The sequence below is a fragment of the Micromonospora maris AB-18-032 genome, assembly GCF_000204155.1.
In the GTDB taxonomy this organism is placed as follows: domain Bacteria; phylum Actinomycetota; class Actinomycetes; order Mycobacteriales; family Micromonosporaceae; genus Micromonospora; species Micromonospora gifhornensis.
Genome location: NC_015434.1, coordinates 1,088,142 through 1,104,687, shown reverse-complemented (window position 1 = coordinate 1,104,687; position 16,546 = coordinate 1,088,142). Strand labels below are relative to the sequence as shown.

At 71.6% G+C, this 16,546-nt stretch carries 15 protein-coding genes; 3 read left to right on the top strand and 12 right to left on the bottom strand.

Going from position 1 to position 16,546, the window contains the following annotated elements; all coding sequences use genetic code 11:
* Nucleotides 1-4 precede the first annotated feature (4 nt).
* The gene (locus tag VAB18032_RS05145; protein WP_013731728.1) at nucleotides 5-958 is read right to left on the bottom strand and encodes a stage II sporulation protein M; all 954 of its coding nucleotides are present in this window, start codon (nucleotides 956-958) and stop codon (nucleotides 5-7) included.
* 45 nt (nucleotides 959-1,003) lie between these two features.
* On the opposite strand from VAB18032_RS05145, the gene VAB18032_RS05140 reads away from it, so the two are divergent.
* Nucleotides 1,004-2,050, top strand: a complete 1,047-nt coding sequence (locus tag VAB18032_RS05140; protein ID WP_013731727.1) for an RDD family protein — start codon at nucleotides 1,004-1,006, stop codon at nucleotides 2,048-2,050.
* 50 nt (nucleotides 2,051-2,100) lie between these two features.
* Nucleotides 2,101-2,256: a hypothetical protein gene (locus tag VAB18032_RS32300; RefSeq protein ID WP_169804608.1), complete on the top strand. Its 156-nt coding sequence runs from the start codon at nucleotides 2,101-2,103 to the stop codon at nucleotides 2,254-2,256.
* Nucleotides 2,257-2,325: 69 nt separating this feature from the next.
* On the opposite strand, the gene ahcY is transcribed toward VAB18032_RS32300, so the two are convergent.
* The 11 genes from ahcY to VAB18032_RS05085 form a co-directional block, all read right to left on the bottom strand.
* Complete coding sequence (gene ahcY, locus VAB18032_RS05135; protein ID WP_013731725.1) at nucleotides 2,326-3,825, bottom strand: adenosylhomocysteinase; 1,500 nt, start codon at nucleotides 3,823-3,825, stop codon at nucleotides 2,326-2,328.
* A 327-nt stretch (nucleotides 3,826-4,152) separates the two neighbouring features.
* Nucleotides 4,153-5,313, bottom strand: a complete 1,161-nt coding sequence (manA, locus tag VAB18032_RS05130) for a mannose-6-phosphate isomerase, class I (protein WP_013731724.1) — start codon at nucleotides 5,311-5,313, stop codon at nucleotides 4,153-4,155.
* A gap of 3 nt (nucleotides 5,314-5,316) precedes the next feature.
* The gene (locus VAB18032_RS05125) at nucleotides 5,317-6,270 is read right to left on the bottom strand and encodes a cation diffusion facilitator family transporter (RefSeq protein ID WP_013731723.1); all 954 of its coding nucleotides are present in this window, start codon (nucleotides 6,268-6,270) and stop codon (nucleotides 5,317-5,319) included.
* Between the two features lie 16 nt (nucleotides 6,271-6,286).
* Complete coding sequence (locus VAB18032_RS05120) at nucleotides 6,287-7,483, bottom strand: SIS domain-containing protein (protein WP_013731722.1); 1,197 nt, start codon at nucleotides 7,481-7,483, stop codon at nucleotides 6,287-6,289.
* Nucleotides 7,480-7,662: a Trm112 family protein gene (locus VAB18032_RS05115; RefSeq protein WP_013731721.1), complete on the bottom strand. Its 183-nt coding sequence runs from the start codon at nucleotides 7,660-7,662 to the stop codon at nucleotides 7,480-7,482. The genes VAB18032_RS05120 and VAB18032_RS05115 overlap by 4 nt, the downstream gene beginning before the upstream one ends.
* A 62-nt stretch (nucleotides 7,663-7,724) precedes the next feature.
* Entirely contained in the window at nucleotides 7,725-9,104 is a 1,380-nt protein-coding gene (locus VAB18032_RS05110; RefSeq protein WP_043723009.1) for a phosphomannomutase/phosphoglucomutase, read from the bottom strand.
* A 69-nt stretch (nucleotides 9,105-9,173) separates the two neighbouring features.
* Nucleotides 9,174-10,349, bottom strand: coding sequence for a hypothetical protein (locus tag VAB18032_RS05105; protein ID WP_013731719.1), 1,176 nt, complete (start codon nucleotides 10,347-10,349; stop codon nucleotides 9,174-9,176).
* A 228-nt stretch (nucleotides 10,350-10,577) separates the two neighbouring features.
* Nucleotides 10,578-11,156, bottom strand: coding sequence for a DinB family protein (locus VAB18032_RS05100; RefSeq protein ID WP_013731718.1), 579 nt, complete (start codon nucleotides 11,154-11,156; stop codon nucleotides 10,578-10,580).
* Nucleotides 11,157-11,246: 90 nt separating this feature from the next.
* The gene (locus VAB18032_RS05095) at nucleotides 11,247-14,426 is read right to left on the bottom strand and encodes a toxin glutamine deamidase domain-containing protein (RefSeq protein WP_013731717.1); all 3,180 of its coding nucleotides are present in this window, start codon (nucleotides 14,424-14,426) and stop codon (nucleotides 11,247-11,249) included.
* Nucleotides 14,427-14,445: 19 nt separating this feature from the next.
* On the bottom strand, nucleotides 14,446-14,784 hold the full coding sequence (locus tag VAB18032_RS05090) for a hypothetical protein (RefSeq protein WP_013731716.1): 339 nt from the start codon (nucleotides 14,782-14,784) through the stop codon (nucleotides 14,446-14,448).
* A complete protein-coding gene (locus VAB18032_RS05085; RefSeq protein ID WP_013731715.1) occupies nucleotides 14,784-15,203 on the bottom strand; it encodes a YbaB/EbfC family nucleoid-associated protein in 420 nt (139 codons plus the stop codon). The genes VAB18032_RS05090 and VAB18032_RS05085 overlap by 1 nt, the downstream gene beginning before the upstream one ends.
* Before the next feature lie 72 nt (nucleotides 15,204-15,275).
* Between VAB18032_RS05085 and VAB18032_RS05080 the strand changes: the two genes are divergently transcribed.
* On the top strand, nucleotides 15,276-16,508 hold the full coding sequence (locus VAB18032_RS05080) for an SUKH-3 domain-containing protein (RefSeq protein ID WP_013731714.1): 1,233 nt from the start codon (nucleotides 15,276-15,278) through the stop codon (nucleotides 16,506-16,508).
* Nucleotides 16,509-16,546 lie beyond the last annotated feature (38 nt).

Below are 16,546 nucleotides of genomic sequence, written 5' to 3'. Positions count from 1 at the left end.
GCCGTCACCGATCGTCGACGTCGGCTCTGGCCCGGGAGCCGAGCAGCACGACGTAGGCCAGGAAGGCGAGCCAGGCGGCGGCACCGACGGCGATGCGTACGGCCGTCGGCACGGGTGCGGGGGTCACGAACGCCTCGATCACCGCGGCGACCGCGAACACCCCGACCAGGCCGAGGGCGACCAGGATGGCGTCGCGGCCCGCCCGAGCCACCGCCTGCCCCCGGGTCAGCTGCTCCGGTGGCGAGATCCAGGCCCAGCCGGTACGCAGCCCCACCCCGGCGGCGACGAAGACCCCGGTCAGCTCCAACAACCCGTGCGGGGTGATCAGGCCGAAGAAGACGTCCGCCCGGCCGTAGGAGATCATCACCCCACCGACCACCCCGATGTTCAGCACGTTCTGCCAGAGCAGGTAGCCGACCGGGACGATGAGCACCCCGGCGGCCAGGCACTTCGCCGCCAACCAGGCGTTGTGCGTCCAGAGGTGGAAGGCGAACGTCGGCGCGGAGAACTCCGTGTAGTAGCCGGCGAATCCGGATTCGACCAGGTGCGCCGCCTCCTCGTCACCGATGAAGGCCGCAGCGGTCTCCGGGTTGTCCGCGACGAACCCGATGAGCGTGAAGGTGAGCAGGGTGAAGACGGTGGCCACCGCGCACCACCACGGTGCCGCCCGCCAGACCGCCCCGGGAAAACCGGCAAACATAAACCCGCGTACCGCCGCCCAGGACGGCCGGGGCCGGCCGGTGAGCCGGGCGCGGGCCCGGAGCACCACCTGGGACAGTTCGCCCAGCAGCGCCGGATCGGGAGAGCGGCTGCGCAGCACCGACAGGTGAGTGGTGACCCGCTGGTAGAGCGCCACCAACTCGTCGACCTCGGCGGCGTCGAGACGCCGCCGGTCACAGAGCTGGCTCAGCCGACGCCACTCCCCGCCATGCTCCGCGACGTACGCGTCGAGATCCACCGCCAGCCACCCCCGTCCGCGCGATCATAGTGTTCACTGTCGTAGATGAGCACAGCAGCGCGGTGGACCGCCCCGGCCGCCGGTGACGCCGATCTGGTCAGCGGAGAGGCCGTACGGCTGGACGTGCGGGCCGCCCGAATCGGCTCCCGGGTGCTCGCGCTGCTGATCGACGTGCTGCTTCAGCTGGTCTTCGGCCTGCTGCTCGTCGTGATCACCGCGCTGACCCTGGCCGCCCTGCCGTACGGCCTGTTCGACGCGGCCCTGGAACGGGCGTTGCTCACCGTCGGGGTGGTCCTGCTGCTGATCGGTTACCCGGTGTGTTTCGAACGGCTCAACGAAGGACGCACGCCGGGCAAGGCCGCGGTCGGGCTGCGAGTGGTGAGCCACGACGGTGGCCCGGTGGGGCTGCGCCAGTCGCTGACCCGGGCGCTGGTCGGGGTCGCCGTCGAGTGGCCAGGGCTGGTGCTGCCGCTGCTGTCCTGGGTCGCCGGTGCGACGGTGATGCTGACCGACGCCCGGGGTCGACGCCTCGGTGACCTGGTGGCGGGCACGCTTGTCGTGCACACCCGCACCGCGGTCAGCTGGCGTCCCGTGCCGGCCCCGCTGCCGGTGCTGACCACCTGGGCGTACACGCTGGATCTGAGCCGGTTGGACCCGAGCCTGGCGCTGGCCACCCGGCAGTATCTGACCCGGTCCCACCAGTTCGCCGAGCCGGCCCGCAGCGATCTGGCCCGGCAGTTGTGGCGGGAGGTCGCCGCGACCACCGGTCCGCCGCCACCAGCGGGGCTGCCGGAGTCGGTCTACCTGGCCGCCGTGCTGGGCGAGCGGCACCGACGAGCCCGCCAGCGGCTCGCCGGTGAACGTGGGTTGACCGCCGCGCTGTGGCCGCAACTGGGCTCGACACCGACCTTCCGGTCGGCCGAGCCGACGCTCACCGCGCCGCTGCCCGACCCTGTGCCGACCTCGGTCCCAGGTCCGGTGCCGAGCCCGAGGGCGGTCGAGGCGGGGCAGGCCGCGCCGGGCGGTCTGGTCGGCGTACGCCCGTCGGTGCCGGCCCGCCGCAGCGGGGCCGACGGGACGGGCGGACACTGAGACGCGAACGATGCCGGTGGCCGGTGTCGAGCGGACACCAGGAGGCAATGGTGAGAGGTTTCGGGCCGTGGCTGGCGGTACTCGCGTTGGTGCTGCTGCTCAGCGCGCTGCGGCTACGTACCCTGGCCGCGTTGGTGTCGGTGGGTTGGCTGATCTGGTGCGTCTGGACCTGGATCCGCCCCGGCCGTCGCAGTAACCCACGTTGACCCGCGGCCCGGCCGGACATGCCGAACCGGGCCGACCCGAGGCAGGGTCGACCCGGTTCGACGACCTGATCAGTAGCGGTAGTGATCCGGCTTGAACGGACCCTCGACGGCGACGCCGAGGTAGGCGGCCTGCTCCTTGGTGAGCGTGGAGAGCTTGGCACCGAGGGCGGCCAGGTGCAGCCGGGCGACCTTCTCGTCCAGGTGCTTGGGCAGCACGTAGACGCCGATCGGGTACTCCTCGGTCTTGGTGAACAGCTCGATCTGGGCGATCGTCTGGTTGGCGAACGAGTTCGACATCACGAAGCTCGGGTGACCGGTGGCGTTGCCCAGGTTCAGCAGACGTCCCTCGGAGAGCACGATGATCGCGTGACCGTCGTCGAACTTCCAGAGGTCCACCTGCGGCTTGATGTTCTCCCGGGTGACGTCCGAGCGCTTGGCCAGACCGGCCATGTCGATCTCGTTGTCGAAGTGACCGATGTTGCCGACGATGGCCTGGTGCTTCATCCGGGCCATGTGCTCGTTGGTGATCACGTCGAAGCAGCCGGTCGCGGTGATGAAGATGTCCGCGATCTCGACCACGTCGTCGAGGGTGGCGACCTGGTAGCCGTCCATCGCCGCCTGGAGGGCGCAGATCGGGTCGACCTCGGTGACCACGACCCGGGCGCCCTGGCCACGCAGCGACTCGGCGCAGCCCTTGCCCACGTCGCCGTAGCCGAGCACGACCGCCATCTTGCCGCCGATCAGCACGTCGGTGGCCCGGTTGATGCCGTCGATGAGCGAGTGACGGCAGCCGTACTTGTTGTCGAACTTGCTCTTGGTGACCGAGTCGTTGACGTTGATCGCCGGGAAGAGCAGGGTGCCGGCGCGGTGCATCTCGTAGAGCCGGTGCACGCCGGTGGTGGTCTCCTCGGTGACGCCCTTGATGGTGGCGGCGATCCGGGTCCACCGCTGGCCGTCCTCGGCGAGCGAACGGTGCAGCAGACCGAGGATGACCGCGTACTCCTCGGAGTCGGCGGACTCGACCGGCGGTACGACACCGGCCTTCTCGAACTCGACTCCCTTGTGGACGAGCAGGGTCGCGTCCCCACCGTCGTCGAGGATCATGTTCGGGCCCTGCCCGTCGGGCCAGTCGAGCACCTGCTCGGTGCACCACCAGTACTCCTGGAGCGTCTCGCCCTTCCAGGCGTACACCGGAACGCCGGCGGGGGCGTCGGGGGTGCCGTCCGGGCCGACGACGATCGCGGCGGCGGCGTGGTCCTGGGTGGAGAAGATGTTGCAGGAGGCCCAGCGGACCTCGGCGCCGAGCGCGACCAGGGTCTCGATCAGGACGGCGGTCTGAATCGTCATGTGCAGCGAACCGGTGATCCGCGCCCCCGCGAGAGGCTGCGCCTCGGCGAACTCGCGGCGGATCGCCATCAGGCCGGGCATCTCGTGCTCCGCGAGGCGGATCTCCTTGCGCCCGAACTCGGCGAGTGACAGATCCGCCACCCGGAAGTCGCCTTCGGCGAGAGTGCGCGGCCGGGCATTCGGCGACGTGCCGCTGGCGGACGCCGGGAGGGTGCTGGTCATAAAAGCTCCTGTCGGACGATTGTGCTGCGCAACCTCCCACTTTACGCGCGCCTACCCGATCACGGCTGGCGTGAGGGCAAACAGCGCACGGGGCGACTAGTGACGGACGTTTCACCGCCCATCTCCAGCCGCCCCGCACATCCCCCCGGTTTGGTTCCCCCGCGCGTTCTCGGACCTTCGTCGCGATAACGCTACGCACTCATAGAGTCACACTCCGCATGCATCGAGTCAAGCTATTCCGGAAAAGTCGGACTCGCGTGTTGCCGGGTCGGGCCTGCTTCGACGCGCGCCGGCCAGGCCGGACACCCTGCGGTTCGATCAGACGACTCAGCAGAGGCCCGGCGACGCGACGTACACCTCACCCGCACCGCTGACCGTGAGTGACCCGCCGGCGGCGGACCCCACCGCGGCCTGCCCCGGCCCGAGCGTCACCGGGGCGACCACGTCGGCGACGTCGACCTGCCCGGACGTGCACAACACCAGCCACGGCCCCGGCACCGTCAAGGTGACCTCGGGCTGCCGACCCACCGTCACCCGGTGCAATGCGAAATCCGCCACCGGGACCGGCCAGGTCACCACCCCGTCCGCAACCGGTCGAGGCGCCACCACCGGCTGGTCGAGCACCTCGAAGCGAAGCACCCGGAGCAGCTCGGCCACGTCGACGCGCTTGCGAGTGAGCCCGCCGCGCAGGACGTTGTCACTGGCCGCCATCACCTCCACACCCGTACCGCGCAGGTAGGCGTGCAGATTTCCGGCCGGCATCCAGATGGCCTCGCCCGGCGCCAACCGCACCCGGTTGAGCAGCAACGCCACCACCACCCCCGGATCGGCCGGGTATGCCTCGGCCAGCAGCTCGACAAGTTCCGCGTCCGGCCCGACCACCGCCGCCTTCCGCACCGCCGCCACCAGCCCGGCACGGTCCGCCGCCGGCCAGGTCAGCAGCAGGCGTACGGCCTCGGCCAGCCCGGCCGCACCGGCGTCGAGCGCATCGAGCACCGGCCCCAACGCCGGTACGCCAAGCCCGGCCAACACCTCGGCCGAGACCGCCGGATCCCGGAAACCGCACAGCGCCTCCATCGGCCCGAGCGCCACCAGCAACTCCGGCTTGTGGAACGGGTCGACGTAGTTGCGGTGCCCGTCGCACCGGGCATCGTCGGCGGCGTACCCCGCTCGGGCCTGCTCGGCGTCCGGATGGGCCTGCAAGCTCAGCGGCGCCGCGGCGGCCAGCACCTTCAGCAGGAACGGCAGTCGCGCGCCGAACCGGTCGACGACCCGCTGGCCGAGCCAGCCGGCCGGATCGGCGGCGAGCACCTCGGTCAGGGCGACCCGGCCACCGTCCCGGTCGACGCTGGCCGGCGCGCCCGGATGAGCGCCCAACCAGAGTTCAGCCTCCGGGCCCTCGCTGGGCACCGGACGCCCCTGCAACTCGGCGATGGCGCAGCGGGAACCCCACGCGTAGTCCTTGATCGGCCCGTACAGCAGTTCCACCGGTCAGCTCCCCGATCGACCGGACGCCTCCGCCGGCCCGACCTCTCCCCGGTAGATGTCCGGCTCCAGATAGATCACCCGGGCGGTTGGCACCGCCGCACGGATCCGGGCCTCCACCGCGTCGATACCGCGCGCCAACTCCTCGGCGGTCTCCCAGCGCGCCACCGCGATCTTCGCGGCCACCATCAACTCATCCGGACCGAGGTAGAGCGTCTTCATGTGGATGATCCGCTCGACCTCCGGCCCGCCGGTGACCGCCTGCTCGATGGCGGCGATCTCGGCCGGCTCGGCACCCTCCCCGAGCAGCAGGCTCTTGGTCTCCAGGGCGAGCACGATCGCGATCGTGACCAGCAGCAGGCCGATCATCGCGGTGCCCGCCGCGTCCCACCGGCCGTCGCCGGTGGCCAGGGTCATTCCCACGCCGAACAGCGCGAAGAGCAGACCGACCAGGGCGCCGAAGTCCTCCAGCAGCACCACCGGCAACTCCGGCGCCTTGGACCGGCGGATGAACCTGGTCCAGGACTGACGGCCCCGGACCAGGTTGGACTCCTTGATCGCGGTACGGAACGAGAACGACTCCAGCACGATCGCCACCAGCAGCACCGTCACCGGCACCCAGTGCCAGCTGGTGATCCCGTGCGGATCGGACCACTTGTGCCACGCCTCGTAGAGCGCGAAGACCCCACCCAGGCTGAACAGCACGATGGCCACGATGAACGCGTAGACGTAGCGCTCCCGGCCGTAGCCGAAGGGATGCTGCGCGGTGGGTGCCCGCCGGGCCCGCTTGCCACCGACCAGCAGCAACGCCTGGTTTCCGGTGTCGGCAACCGAGTGGATCGACTCCGCCAGCATCGACGACGACATCGTCAGCAGGTACGCCACGAACTTCGTCACCGCGATGCCGAGATTGGCCAGCAACGCCGCGACGATCGCCCTGGTGCCACCCCCGGCGCTCATGCCGCCGCCGTTCCGGTCACTGGTTGGCCAGCTCCTTCATCTCCGTGATCGCCGGCACCGCCATCGGATCCAGGCCGTGTGCCAGGGCCAGGTAGATCGAGGCGAAGTCCGGCACCGCCACCAGGGAGGCCAGCCGTTCCAGCGCCGAGCCGCCCTCGGCGGTCACCACATCGCACCGTACGCCCCGGCGCTCGGCGAGCGTCTGCACCGCGTCGGCGCGCCGCTCCTCCACCGCGAGGGGCTCGTCGGCGTCGTCCTCGGCGTTCAGGCCACCGTCGCGCAGCAGCACCAGCCGCAGCCGGGTGCCGTCGGGCGTCGACTCCTCCGGGTCGGCGAAGATGTCCCGCTCCCCTTCGGCGAGGCCGCCGAAGACGCCGTCGAGCAGACCGACCCGACCCCGACCCGCCTCGCCGAGCGCCCCGGTGACCACCGGGTAGCGGGCGTTGGCCGACAGGGTGTCACCGAACCGGCGAGCCGCGACCGAGGCGAGCGGGGACGAACCCCACACGATCGGGATGGAGCCGGCCAGGCCGAGGGCGAGCGACTTCGCCGGGTTGACGAAGGACTCCGCGGTGGGCCGGCAGCGGTCGGCGTCGGCGTCCAGCCGGGCCGCCGTCTCGGCGAGGTCCGCCTCGTTGACCTTCACCAGACCGAGCGCCCGGGCGGCCAGCAGCACCGGCACAGTGAGACCCCAGAGGCTGGCCCGCGCCGGCGCCCGGCGGGGCACCGGAATGAACGGGGCACGAGCCCGCTCGGCCAGTGACTGCAACTGGGAGTCGGCCGGACCGACGGCCACCAGCCGGGCACCACGGCGGTGCGCCGCCTCGGCCGCACCGAGCGCCTCCGGGCTGCGACCGGAGGCGCTGACCGCGATCACCACGTCGGCGGCACCGACCCAGCCCGGCACGCCCGCGCTGCGGTGCGCAATGACCGGCACCGGGCAGCGCGGCCCGGCGACCGTGGCCAGCACGTCACCGGTACGCCCGGCGGTGCCGATGCCGGCGATCACCACCGCGCGGGGACGGCCGTCGTCGGCGAGCATCGACAGGTTCGCCTCGGCGGCCAGCGCGGCGGACTCGCGCACCTGCGCGCCGGCCGAGGCGGTGTGCCGCAGCATGCCGCCCGGGTCCCGCTCGGCCAGCGCCTTCGGGTCGTCGAGCAGTTGGTCGTCGGCGTGGCGGTGGCCGCTGACCCCGGCCGTCCCGTCGATCACGACCGCTCCGCAGGGCCGCGCGCCTCGTCCAGCAGCAGCACCGGGACGTCGTCACGGACCTCGAAGATCCGGCCACACTCGGTGCAGGTCAGCGTCTGCGCCTGTGCGTCGTAGTCGAGCGGGGCATGGTGGGTGTCCGGGCAGGCGAGGATTTCCAGCAACTGCGGGTCGAGGGCCACGGCGCGGCTCCTTCCACGTATGCGGTTTCACCGATCGGCGGCACCGAACGGCGCGAGCGATCTTATCGGCGTACCCGGTCGAGCACGTCGTCGCGCAGCGACGTCATTCGCTGCGCAGTGGGCGCCTCGACATTGAGACGCAGCAACGGCTCGGTGTTCGAGGCACGCAGGTTGAACCACGCCCCGTCCGGGAAGCGCAGGGTCAATCCGTCCAGTTCGTCGACCTCGGCATCCGGGTAGGCGGCCCGCACCTCGGCGACCTTGGCGGCCTGGTCCGTCACCGTGGAGTTGATCTCGCCGGAGGCGACGTACCGCTCGTACTCGGCGGCGAGCACGGAGAGCGGCTGCGGCTGCTCGCCGAGCGCGGCCAGGGTGTGCATCGCGGCCAGCATGCCGGTGTCGGCGAACCAGAAATCCCGGAAGTAGTAGTGGGCGGAGTGTTCACCACCGAAAATCGCGTTGGTACGCGCCATCTCCGCCTTGATGAAGGAGTGACCCACCCGGGCCACCACCGGCTCGCCGCCGTGCTCACGGATGATCTCCGGCACCGCCTGCGAGGTGATCAGGTTGTGAATCACCGTCGAGCCGGGGTGCTTGGCCAGCTCCCGGGCCGCGACCAGCGCGGTGATCGCCGACGGCGAGACCGGCTCGCCGCGCTCGTCGATGACGAAGCAGCGGTCGGCGTCCCCGTCGAACGCCAGGCCGATGTCCGCGCCGTGCGCCACCACCGCGCGTTGCAGGTCGACCAGGTTGGCCGGGTCCAACGGGTTGGCCTCGTGGTTGGGGAACGTGCCGTCCAACTCGAAGTACATCGGCACGATCCGCAACGGCAGGGCCGCCAACGCGGCGTCGCCGAGCACGCTGGGCACGGTGTGCCCGGCCATGCCGTTGCCCGCGTCCACCACCACGGTCAGCGGCCGGATGCCGGACAGGTCCACCAACGTGCGCAGGTGCGCCGCGTAGTCGGCGAGCAGATCCTGCCGGTGCACCGGCGCGGTCGGCTCACCCACCGGCTCGCCCTTGTCCAGCAGCGCCTGCGCCCGCTCACGAACCTCGGCCAGCCCGGTGTCCTGCCCGACCGGGCGGGCCCCCGCGTGGCACATCTTGATGCCGTTGTACTGCGCCGGATTGTGACTGGCGGTGAACATCGCACCGGGCAGATCCAACGAACCGGAGGCGTAGTAGATCATGTCGGTCGAGGCGAGCCCGATCTCGATGACCGCACGCCCCTCGGCGCGTACGCCGGCGGCGAAGGCATCCGCCAACGCCGGACCGGAGGCACGCATGTCGTGCCCGATCAGCACGGCCTTGCCCGCATCGCCGGTGGCGTCGAGCATCTGCGCGAAGGCGGAGCCCAAGGCGGCGGCAACCCCCTCGTCCCACTGCTGCGGCACCGTCCCACGGACGTCGTACGCCTTGACGATCTGGGACAGATCAGACACCGGTTCCACTCCTCGACTGCGGTCCGTCAACAAAGCTGAGCGTATCGGAGGCGCGGCCCCCACCCCGGCTCAGCCGGGCAGCCCGCCCCCGTACCTCGGATCGTCACCTGGCACGGCGGGCGGCGGCGGGTCCTGCCACCCCGGCGACCCGCCCTGCGCCGGCGGCGCAGACACCGGCGGCACGGCAGCAGACCCCGACACCGGCGGTACGGGCGCAGAGCTGGAGACGCCAGGAGCGGTCTCGGTCGGGCTCTGGTCGCCGGCACCGGTCGGCCGCGCGCCGTACAGGCCGCCGGCGGGTCGGGCCGTCGGCGTACCGCCGTAAACGCGGGGCGTGGGCGGTCGACCCGTCCCGTACACCTGGCCGGGTGCTGCCGGCGGCACTGCCTGCGGACCGGGTGGCGGCAGCACCTGCGGACCGGGTGGCGTCGGCGCCGGAGATCGGGTGGAACGGTAGGTGGTGCCGGCCGGATTACCCGGCAGCGGGACGTCGACCTGCTCGCCACGCCGTCGCCGATCCCGGCGCGAGCGGAACACCAGCAGCCCGATGAGCAGGGCACCGGCCGCGACCATGGCGATGCCGACGTACATCACCGACGAGATGCCGCCGGACTGGTTGGCCGCCTGGCTCATCTCCCCCGGGGTGTCCGCCGCCAACGCCACCGTCGCAGTGGGCGCGGGCGGCGTGTCGACCACCTCGTCCAGGGTGGGGGTGGGAGACGGCGAGCGGGACGGTGTCGGGGCGACCCGGCCACCGTTCACCTGGGACTCCGCGACGGCGCGCCCCAGCAGGACACCGCGCGCCGTGACCGCCTCGCCCGTCACGACCAGCCGGCCCCCGGGAGCGTCGGCGCCGAACGCCACCCGGTAGCGGATCACCGTGCCCTTGCGCTTGCAGAGTTCGTCCCTGGCCGGGGCGACCGGCGCGGTGGTCACCAGCCCGTCGGTGCCGGAGACCGGCACGGACACCCATCGGCGGTCGACCTCCGCCTGGACAGTGACCTGCTCGGGTCGGACGCCGGGCAGACTCAGCCCCAGCGCGCCCCGCACCCGTACACAGCCGTCGGTACGTTTGCGTACCTCCAACCGGACGTCCTGGGCGGCGCGGCCCGCGGTGAAGCTGCCGGCCGACCGCACCCGCACGCGGTCCTCGTCGGCATGCGCCGGTGCGCCACCGAGCATCACCAGCCCGCCGAGGAACACGCAGACCGTCGCGAGCCGCGCCGCGCGGCGACCTACCGACATGAGCTCCCACCGTTCCTCCCCCGACGGGGGAACCGCCGGTCAGGCTACTACCGGCGCCCACACTCGGCTCGTCATCGACCACCCCGGATGTGCGACCCGCCACGCCGGCGACGGCCGCACACCACACCGGCGTGAGCCTCGCCCATGCCCGACGGCCACCTGCCTTCCCGGGCGGTCGATGACCCGTCCCGAACTGTCACGCTGCCCGGTCGTGGTCTTCCGAGACGGTCACTGGCCGACGCGGCCGTCGATCCGTTCGCGCAGCAGGTCCGCGTGGCCGTTGTGCCGGGCGTACTCCTCGATCATGTGCACCAGGATGTCGCGCAGCGGATACGCCTCGTCGCCGCGACGCCCCCGCATCCCGAGATCCGCCGTCTCCGCGACGAACCGCTCCGCGAACTCGACCTCCGCCCGCCAGGCCCGCCACGCCTCGTCGACCACCTCCGGGTCGGGCAACGCACCGTCGAAGTCCGCGTCCGGTTCGGTTTCGCTGCACCAGATGCGCGGCGCGTCCAGTCCTGCCATCGTGCGCCGGAACCAGCCGCGCTCCACCTCGGCGAGGTGCCGCACCAGGCCGAGCAGCGACATGGTCGACGGTGGTACGGACCGACGGGCCAACGCCGCCGCGTCCAGGCCGGAACACTTCATCTCCAGGGTCAGTCGCTGGTCGCGCAGATAACCGACGAGGGTTTCCCGCTCGCCGTCGAACCCACCGTCGGCACGCGGATCGTCCTCGGGTCGGACGAACATGTTGGACCAGCCGAAGCGTCGGATCGGATGGTCGGCCGAGGAATCGAAATCCGTCATGTCCCGACCCTTATCGTTCGTGCCGGGTTGGGCAAGCGCGTTTCGTCCCGGCCCAGAGCAGTCCACGTCACCTCGGCCGGGTGGAGACGCTCAGCCGGAATCGCCGAGCAGGTGCACCCGGTTGAGGTACGGATCGCCGTACCCCTCGAATTCCTCGGCGGGCGGATATCGGGGCAGATCCGGTCGCTGGCTGTAGATGCCCCGACGCAACCCGGCCAACGGCATCGGCCGGGCACCGCCGTCGAGCACCAGCACGTCCGCGTCGACCGCGTTGAACGGGTGCGCCGGCCCGTGGTACCGGTACAGCGGTTGATCACTGACCAGCCCGACCTGCGGGTCGACGTAGAGCACCGTGCCGTTCTGATTCAACGCCACCCAGATGTGCGCACCACCCCGCTCCAGATGGTTGACGACGAAGGCGAAACTGCCGTGCCCGCCGAGCACCAGTTGGTCGCGCAGGTTGCGGTAGCCGGTGTCCAGCGCCCGTTGCAGTTCGACGGGCGTACGGGCGGTGCCGTCGCAGAGCCGCTGGAAGCGGCCACCCGTGACATCCTCGACCCGCCCGGTGCCGTCCTGCTCGCCGTTGAGCGGCCGAGTCACGTCACCGGCCTGGTACGCGTCGAAGGTGCGTGGCGCCGCGACCCGGGGACGCCCGTGCACCCAGGTGTCGTAGAGCGACAGGGTGCAGTCCAGGCAGTTGATCCCTCGGGTCGGGTCCGCCCGCGGCCCACCGTCGTTCATCAACCCGAACCAGTCCCCGGCCCGAGGATCGGCGGTCCGCACCACGTTGCCCGCCTCGTCGCGGGGCAGTTGCTGTTCCACGTCCCGTTGGTGCAGAGCCAGTGGTGGACGCAGCCCGCCCGGCTGGCCGTACCGGCGGGACCGGTCGATCGGCGGTGGATGGTCGTCGCCGGTCAGGGCGGAACGATCGCCGGTGTCGATCGCGCCGACGGCGAGATCGCCGACGTCGTCGTTGATCCGATGGAAGTCCTCCGGCCGGTCGACGGCCACCACGTCGGGCACGACAGCACCCGACGCCACCGCATCGGCCAGATCCAGACACCGCCCGTACGCACGGGTTTCGGCCTTCGCTGCCTGTTGCCAGTTGGCTGACGCATCGCGATGGCCCGCCTGGTGGAGTTGGCGCGCATATGCTGTGAAGTCGCTGGCGCGCTGGTAGTGCTCGTCCGCCTGACTCCTCAGCCGGGAAACCTCACGAGACCGGCGGCTTTCCTCATGCCCGGCTCTTTGTGACTCGTAATAGCCCTGGTAACGACGCCGTTCGAGAGCCTCGTAGTCGGCAGTCCGGCTGGCTTCGGGATCGGGGCGTGTCGGCGGCGCTGTGGGTGGGGTGACACGCCCCGGAGAGTTCACCGTCGGCGCGTTCGGAACGAGCGCTTCGACAAGTGCGGAGCGGGGTGGCGCGGGCGAAGGCTCCGGCCGCGACGGTGGACCGCCGGGAGAACCTGCCTCCGGCCGTGTCGCCGTCGACGCGCCCGGCACCCGGTCCATCACCGGCCCTGCTGCTGCGGAGCCCGTCGCAGTCGACGATCCGCTGATGCCGACCGCGGCCACCGGGCCCGACGCATGGACCGGACCGCCCGGATGGACCGCACCGCTCGAATGGGCCGCACCGCTCGAATGGGCCGCACCGCTCGGAGGGGCGAGACCGCCAGCCACTCCGCCCGCCGCCGTCATGTCCGGACCGGTAGCGACACCTGGCACGACCGACGGTGGCGCGACCGTGGACAGCGCCGGCCCTGAGACGTCGACCAGTCCGGCCATCGAGGCTGGGCCTACGGCAGCAACGCTTGACTGAGCACTCGCCGGGACCTCGCGGCCCGGCCGGGTCGATTCCGGAGTCGAGCCCAGCTCAGTGGTCAGAGCCGAGCCCGGAGTCGGGGCCGACTCTGTAGTCAGGCCCGGATCCGGCGGGCGGTGCACCGTTTCGTTCAGGGCGGATCCGGCAAGACTCACCGGCCCACCGCCATGAGGCGGCTCCAGGTCCACACCGCCATCGGCTGCCGGCAGGGGCAGCGCGGGCCCGGCAGCCGGCGACGTCGAACCCATCGGCCCGACGGCAGGTGGTTCGGTCGAGGTCCGTTGAGCCGGGATCGCCGCGCCCTGCGCCGACTCCACGACGGGCGTTGGCTGCGTCGATGCTCCGCCGGCGAGCGGTAGCGTCAGCTCTGGGGCAGCAGGCGCCGGGATGGCCGGCCCGGGCAGCACCGACGGGAGCGCCGGACCGGACAGGGCGGCCAACTGGCCGTCGAGCCGGGCCTGCAACGCCCGGTCAGCCTGACCGGTGGCCGAGCCACGGGCACCCGAAGCAGCCGCCCGGGCGGCATCCTCCAGCGACGTCAACCCCTGCCCGGTGGCCAGACTCGCGGCCTGGTCGGCGATCACCTCGCCGGTCATCTCCCGGCCCAGGTGTTCGGCCATCCGGGCACCCCCACCAGTGGCGTGCCGGCCGAGACCGGCCAGTGACGCCGCCGCCCCGCCGGCCAGGCCGCCGATCGCGTTCGTGCTCAGGTCGGTCACGTCCAACTCGTGCCGACGGCCGGTGCTCTGCTGATAAACCTGGGTGGCCAGGTTGACCCCGGCCTCCTGGGCCGCCTCCGTCAACCCTTCTCGGGCGGCGTGCCGGGCCAGCCCGCGCGCACCCGTGGTGGTCACCTGCTTCGCCGCGCGTTCGCCGACTTCCTTGAGGCCCTGCTTCAGCGACTTGCGCGCCAGCTGGGCGAGCAGACGCCGGAAGATCTGCTGGACGATGAAGCGGGTCGCGGCGATCACCCCGGCGGCGGCCGGCGAAGCAGCCCCGGCGGTGAGCACCGCCGCCACCGCCAAGGCCAACAACTCGACCACCAGGATGCCCAGCTCGATCCAGACTTCGAGCTTGGCGCCCTCGATGTCGCACCCGCACTCCTCCACCACCCGTCCCAGGTCGTGGCTGACCGCGAGCAGCACCGGCAGTGGGGCATCCTCGCCATCGGCCACCCGCCGCCACGCCCCGCCGAACGCGGCCGCGACCGCACCGACGCCGCCGTAACCCTGGTGCACCTCGGCGGCGGCGGTGCTCGCATCCGCCTGCGGGCCGGCGAGGGATGCGGCCACCGCGTACCACTGGTCGGCCAGATCCCAGACGGCGCGCTCGTCGCCTTCCGGCCATTCGACGCCGATCACCCAGTCGAGGGCCTCGTAGATCCAGCCCGGCAGGTCCCACGGTGAATAGTCCAGCGGGTGCGGAATCGGGCTCGGCAACAGCGTCATCGGAGATTCCCGGCCCGGATCAGCGCCGGGGGCGCGGGTCGGAGATGCGGTCGAACCGGGCGCCGCTGGCCGCGTCGGTCTGTTGGTTGGTCTCGACCGAGCGGACCACGTCCCCGCCGAGTTCGGCCAGCCGTCGTCCGACGCCCGCCCAGACCCGCAGTGCCATCTCCTCGTAGCCCCGGTACTGCCGCTCGAACGCCGCGCCGATGTCGTCGCGGCCCCAGGGCCGCCGGCTGCTGGCCGCCGCTATCGCGGCACCGGCCTCGGCATGCCGACCGGCCACCGCCTCGCCCGCCCGGGTCAGGTCCGCGCCGCCGCGACGGGCCCGCGACGGGTCGAGCCAGAGCTGTCCGGCCATCACTCGCTCCGTCGCAGCACGGTGTCGGCCCGGCCGAGCAGGGTGCCGAAATCACCGGTACGCAGGAAGTCGGCGGCCCCGGACCGGGTCGGCAGGTAGGTGCTCACGAGATCCTGGGTGGCCGTCGTCGCGGCGGCGGCGGCCCGCCGTACCGTGGCGGTGATCTTCGCGCTCAGCGCCTTGGCGTCGTGGTCACGGTAGATCGAGGGATTCAGGTCCACCGCGATCAGCTCGCCCTGAGCGCCGACGGTCGCGGTCACCTGGCCGTCGTCGGAGCGCTGTGTCACCCGCAGCTCGGCAAGCCTGGTCTGCAGTTCGTCCAAACCGGACCGCAGCTGCTGATACTGCCCGTACACCTCGTCGAAGCGGGCCCGGAGGGCACGATTGGCATCACGGTTCACGCTGTCGGTCAACGCCACCCCTCTCGTAACCGTCGGTAAGCCGAACCATACCGGCTGCCACGAATTCGCGTTGTCCGGTAGGTTCGCGGTGTGATTGACCGCGAGCAGGCCGAGCAGATCGCGGCGGTATGGGCCCGCCGCGACTCACAGCGCCTGGGTCACGAGTGCCGTCCCATGGTCACGGAGTTCGACCTCGGGTACGTCATCACCTCGACGGTGTCCACTCAGGTCAGGTCCATGCCCGGTGACCTGCCGACCACCGTGGTCGACAAGGAGACCGGCGAGGTGACCACCTGGCCGCGGGTGCCGCCCGACGTGGTCGAGCAACTCTTCCGCCGCGGTCGCCCCACCGGCCCGCCGGCCCCCCGCACCGTGGATCCGGCCGGCCAACTGCTGCGCGAGATCCGTCGGCTACCCACGCCGACCACCGCGGCACACCTGACCATCGAGGGCCGCATCTTCACCGCGCACGGCGCGAAGGGCGACATCGAGCTCAACCATCATCCGCTGGTCCGCGCGTACCTCGACGGGCTGCCCGCCGGGCACCTGGTCCGTGGCGGCGACCGGCACGCCGAACTGGTCGTCGTCTCCGACGTCCTGCACGAGTACGACCACCGCCGCACCGCCGAAGGCATCGCCCCGATGGAGGCCGGAGACGCGGAGGCACTGCTCAGCGCGGCGCGATTTGACTGCTACCTCGTCCGGGAGGAGGGCGACCCGGCGGGTGGGCGGGTCGAACGCCCCTGCGACACCTGCATCAACTTCCTCGTCCACTTCAACGTCCTGCCCTGGTCCGAACGCGGCTGGACCGCACCGTGGTATCCCGAGCCCGCACCCGATCCCGAGCCGGGTCGCTTCCCGGCCGATGTGACGAACGCACTCGTCGCCGCCGGCTGGCGCCCACATTTCGGCGACGAGGTGGTGGCGACGTCAGCCATCCGAGATGTCAGAGAGGTGCGTGGCAAGACCCATGAACACGCCGTCCCTCCGGCCGCTCTGCGGACTCTGACCGCATTTCCGAGCCTGGTCGGGGCCAAGCTCGGCCCGGGGGAAGAGGTGTGGATCTCCCGGTTCGACATTCGGCCTCGGCAGGTCGCGCACACCGCTGACACGCTTGCCGACTTCGCAGCGGTGATCGGGGCACGACTGTTCCCCATCGGTACGGAGAACCAGCACAGCATCATCGCCGTCGACGAGCACGGCCGGATCTTCGCGCTGGATCAGGCCGGCGAGTGGTTCCTCGGCGCGAACATCGACGAGGCTCTCGTCACCCTGCTGCTCGGCCGCGCCCCGGCTCGGGTACGCGACGACGGCAGTTGGTGAACCACTCCGGCGTTAATAGGGGGCCCTTCCTCTACCGG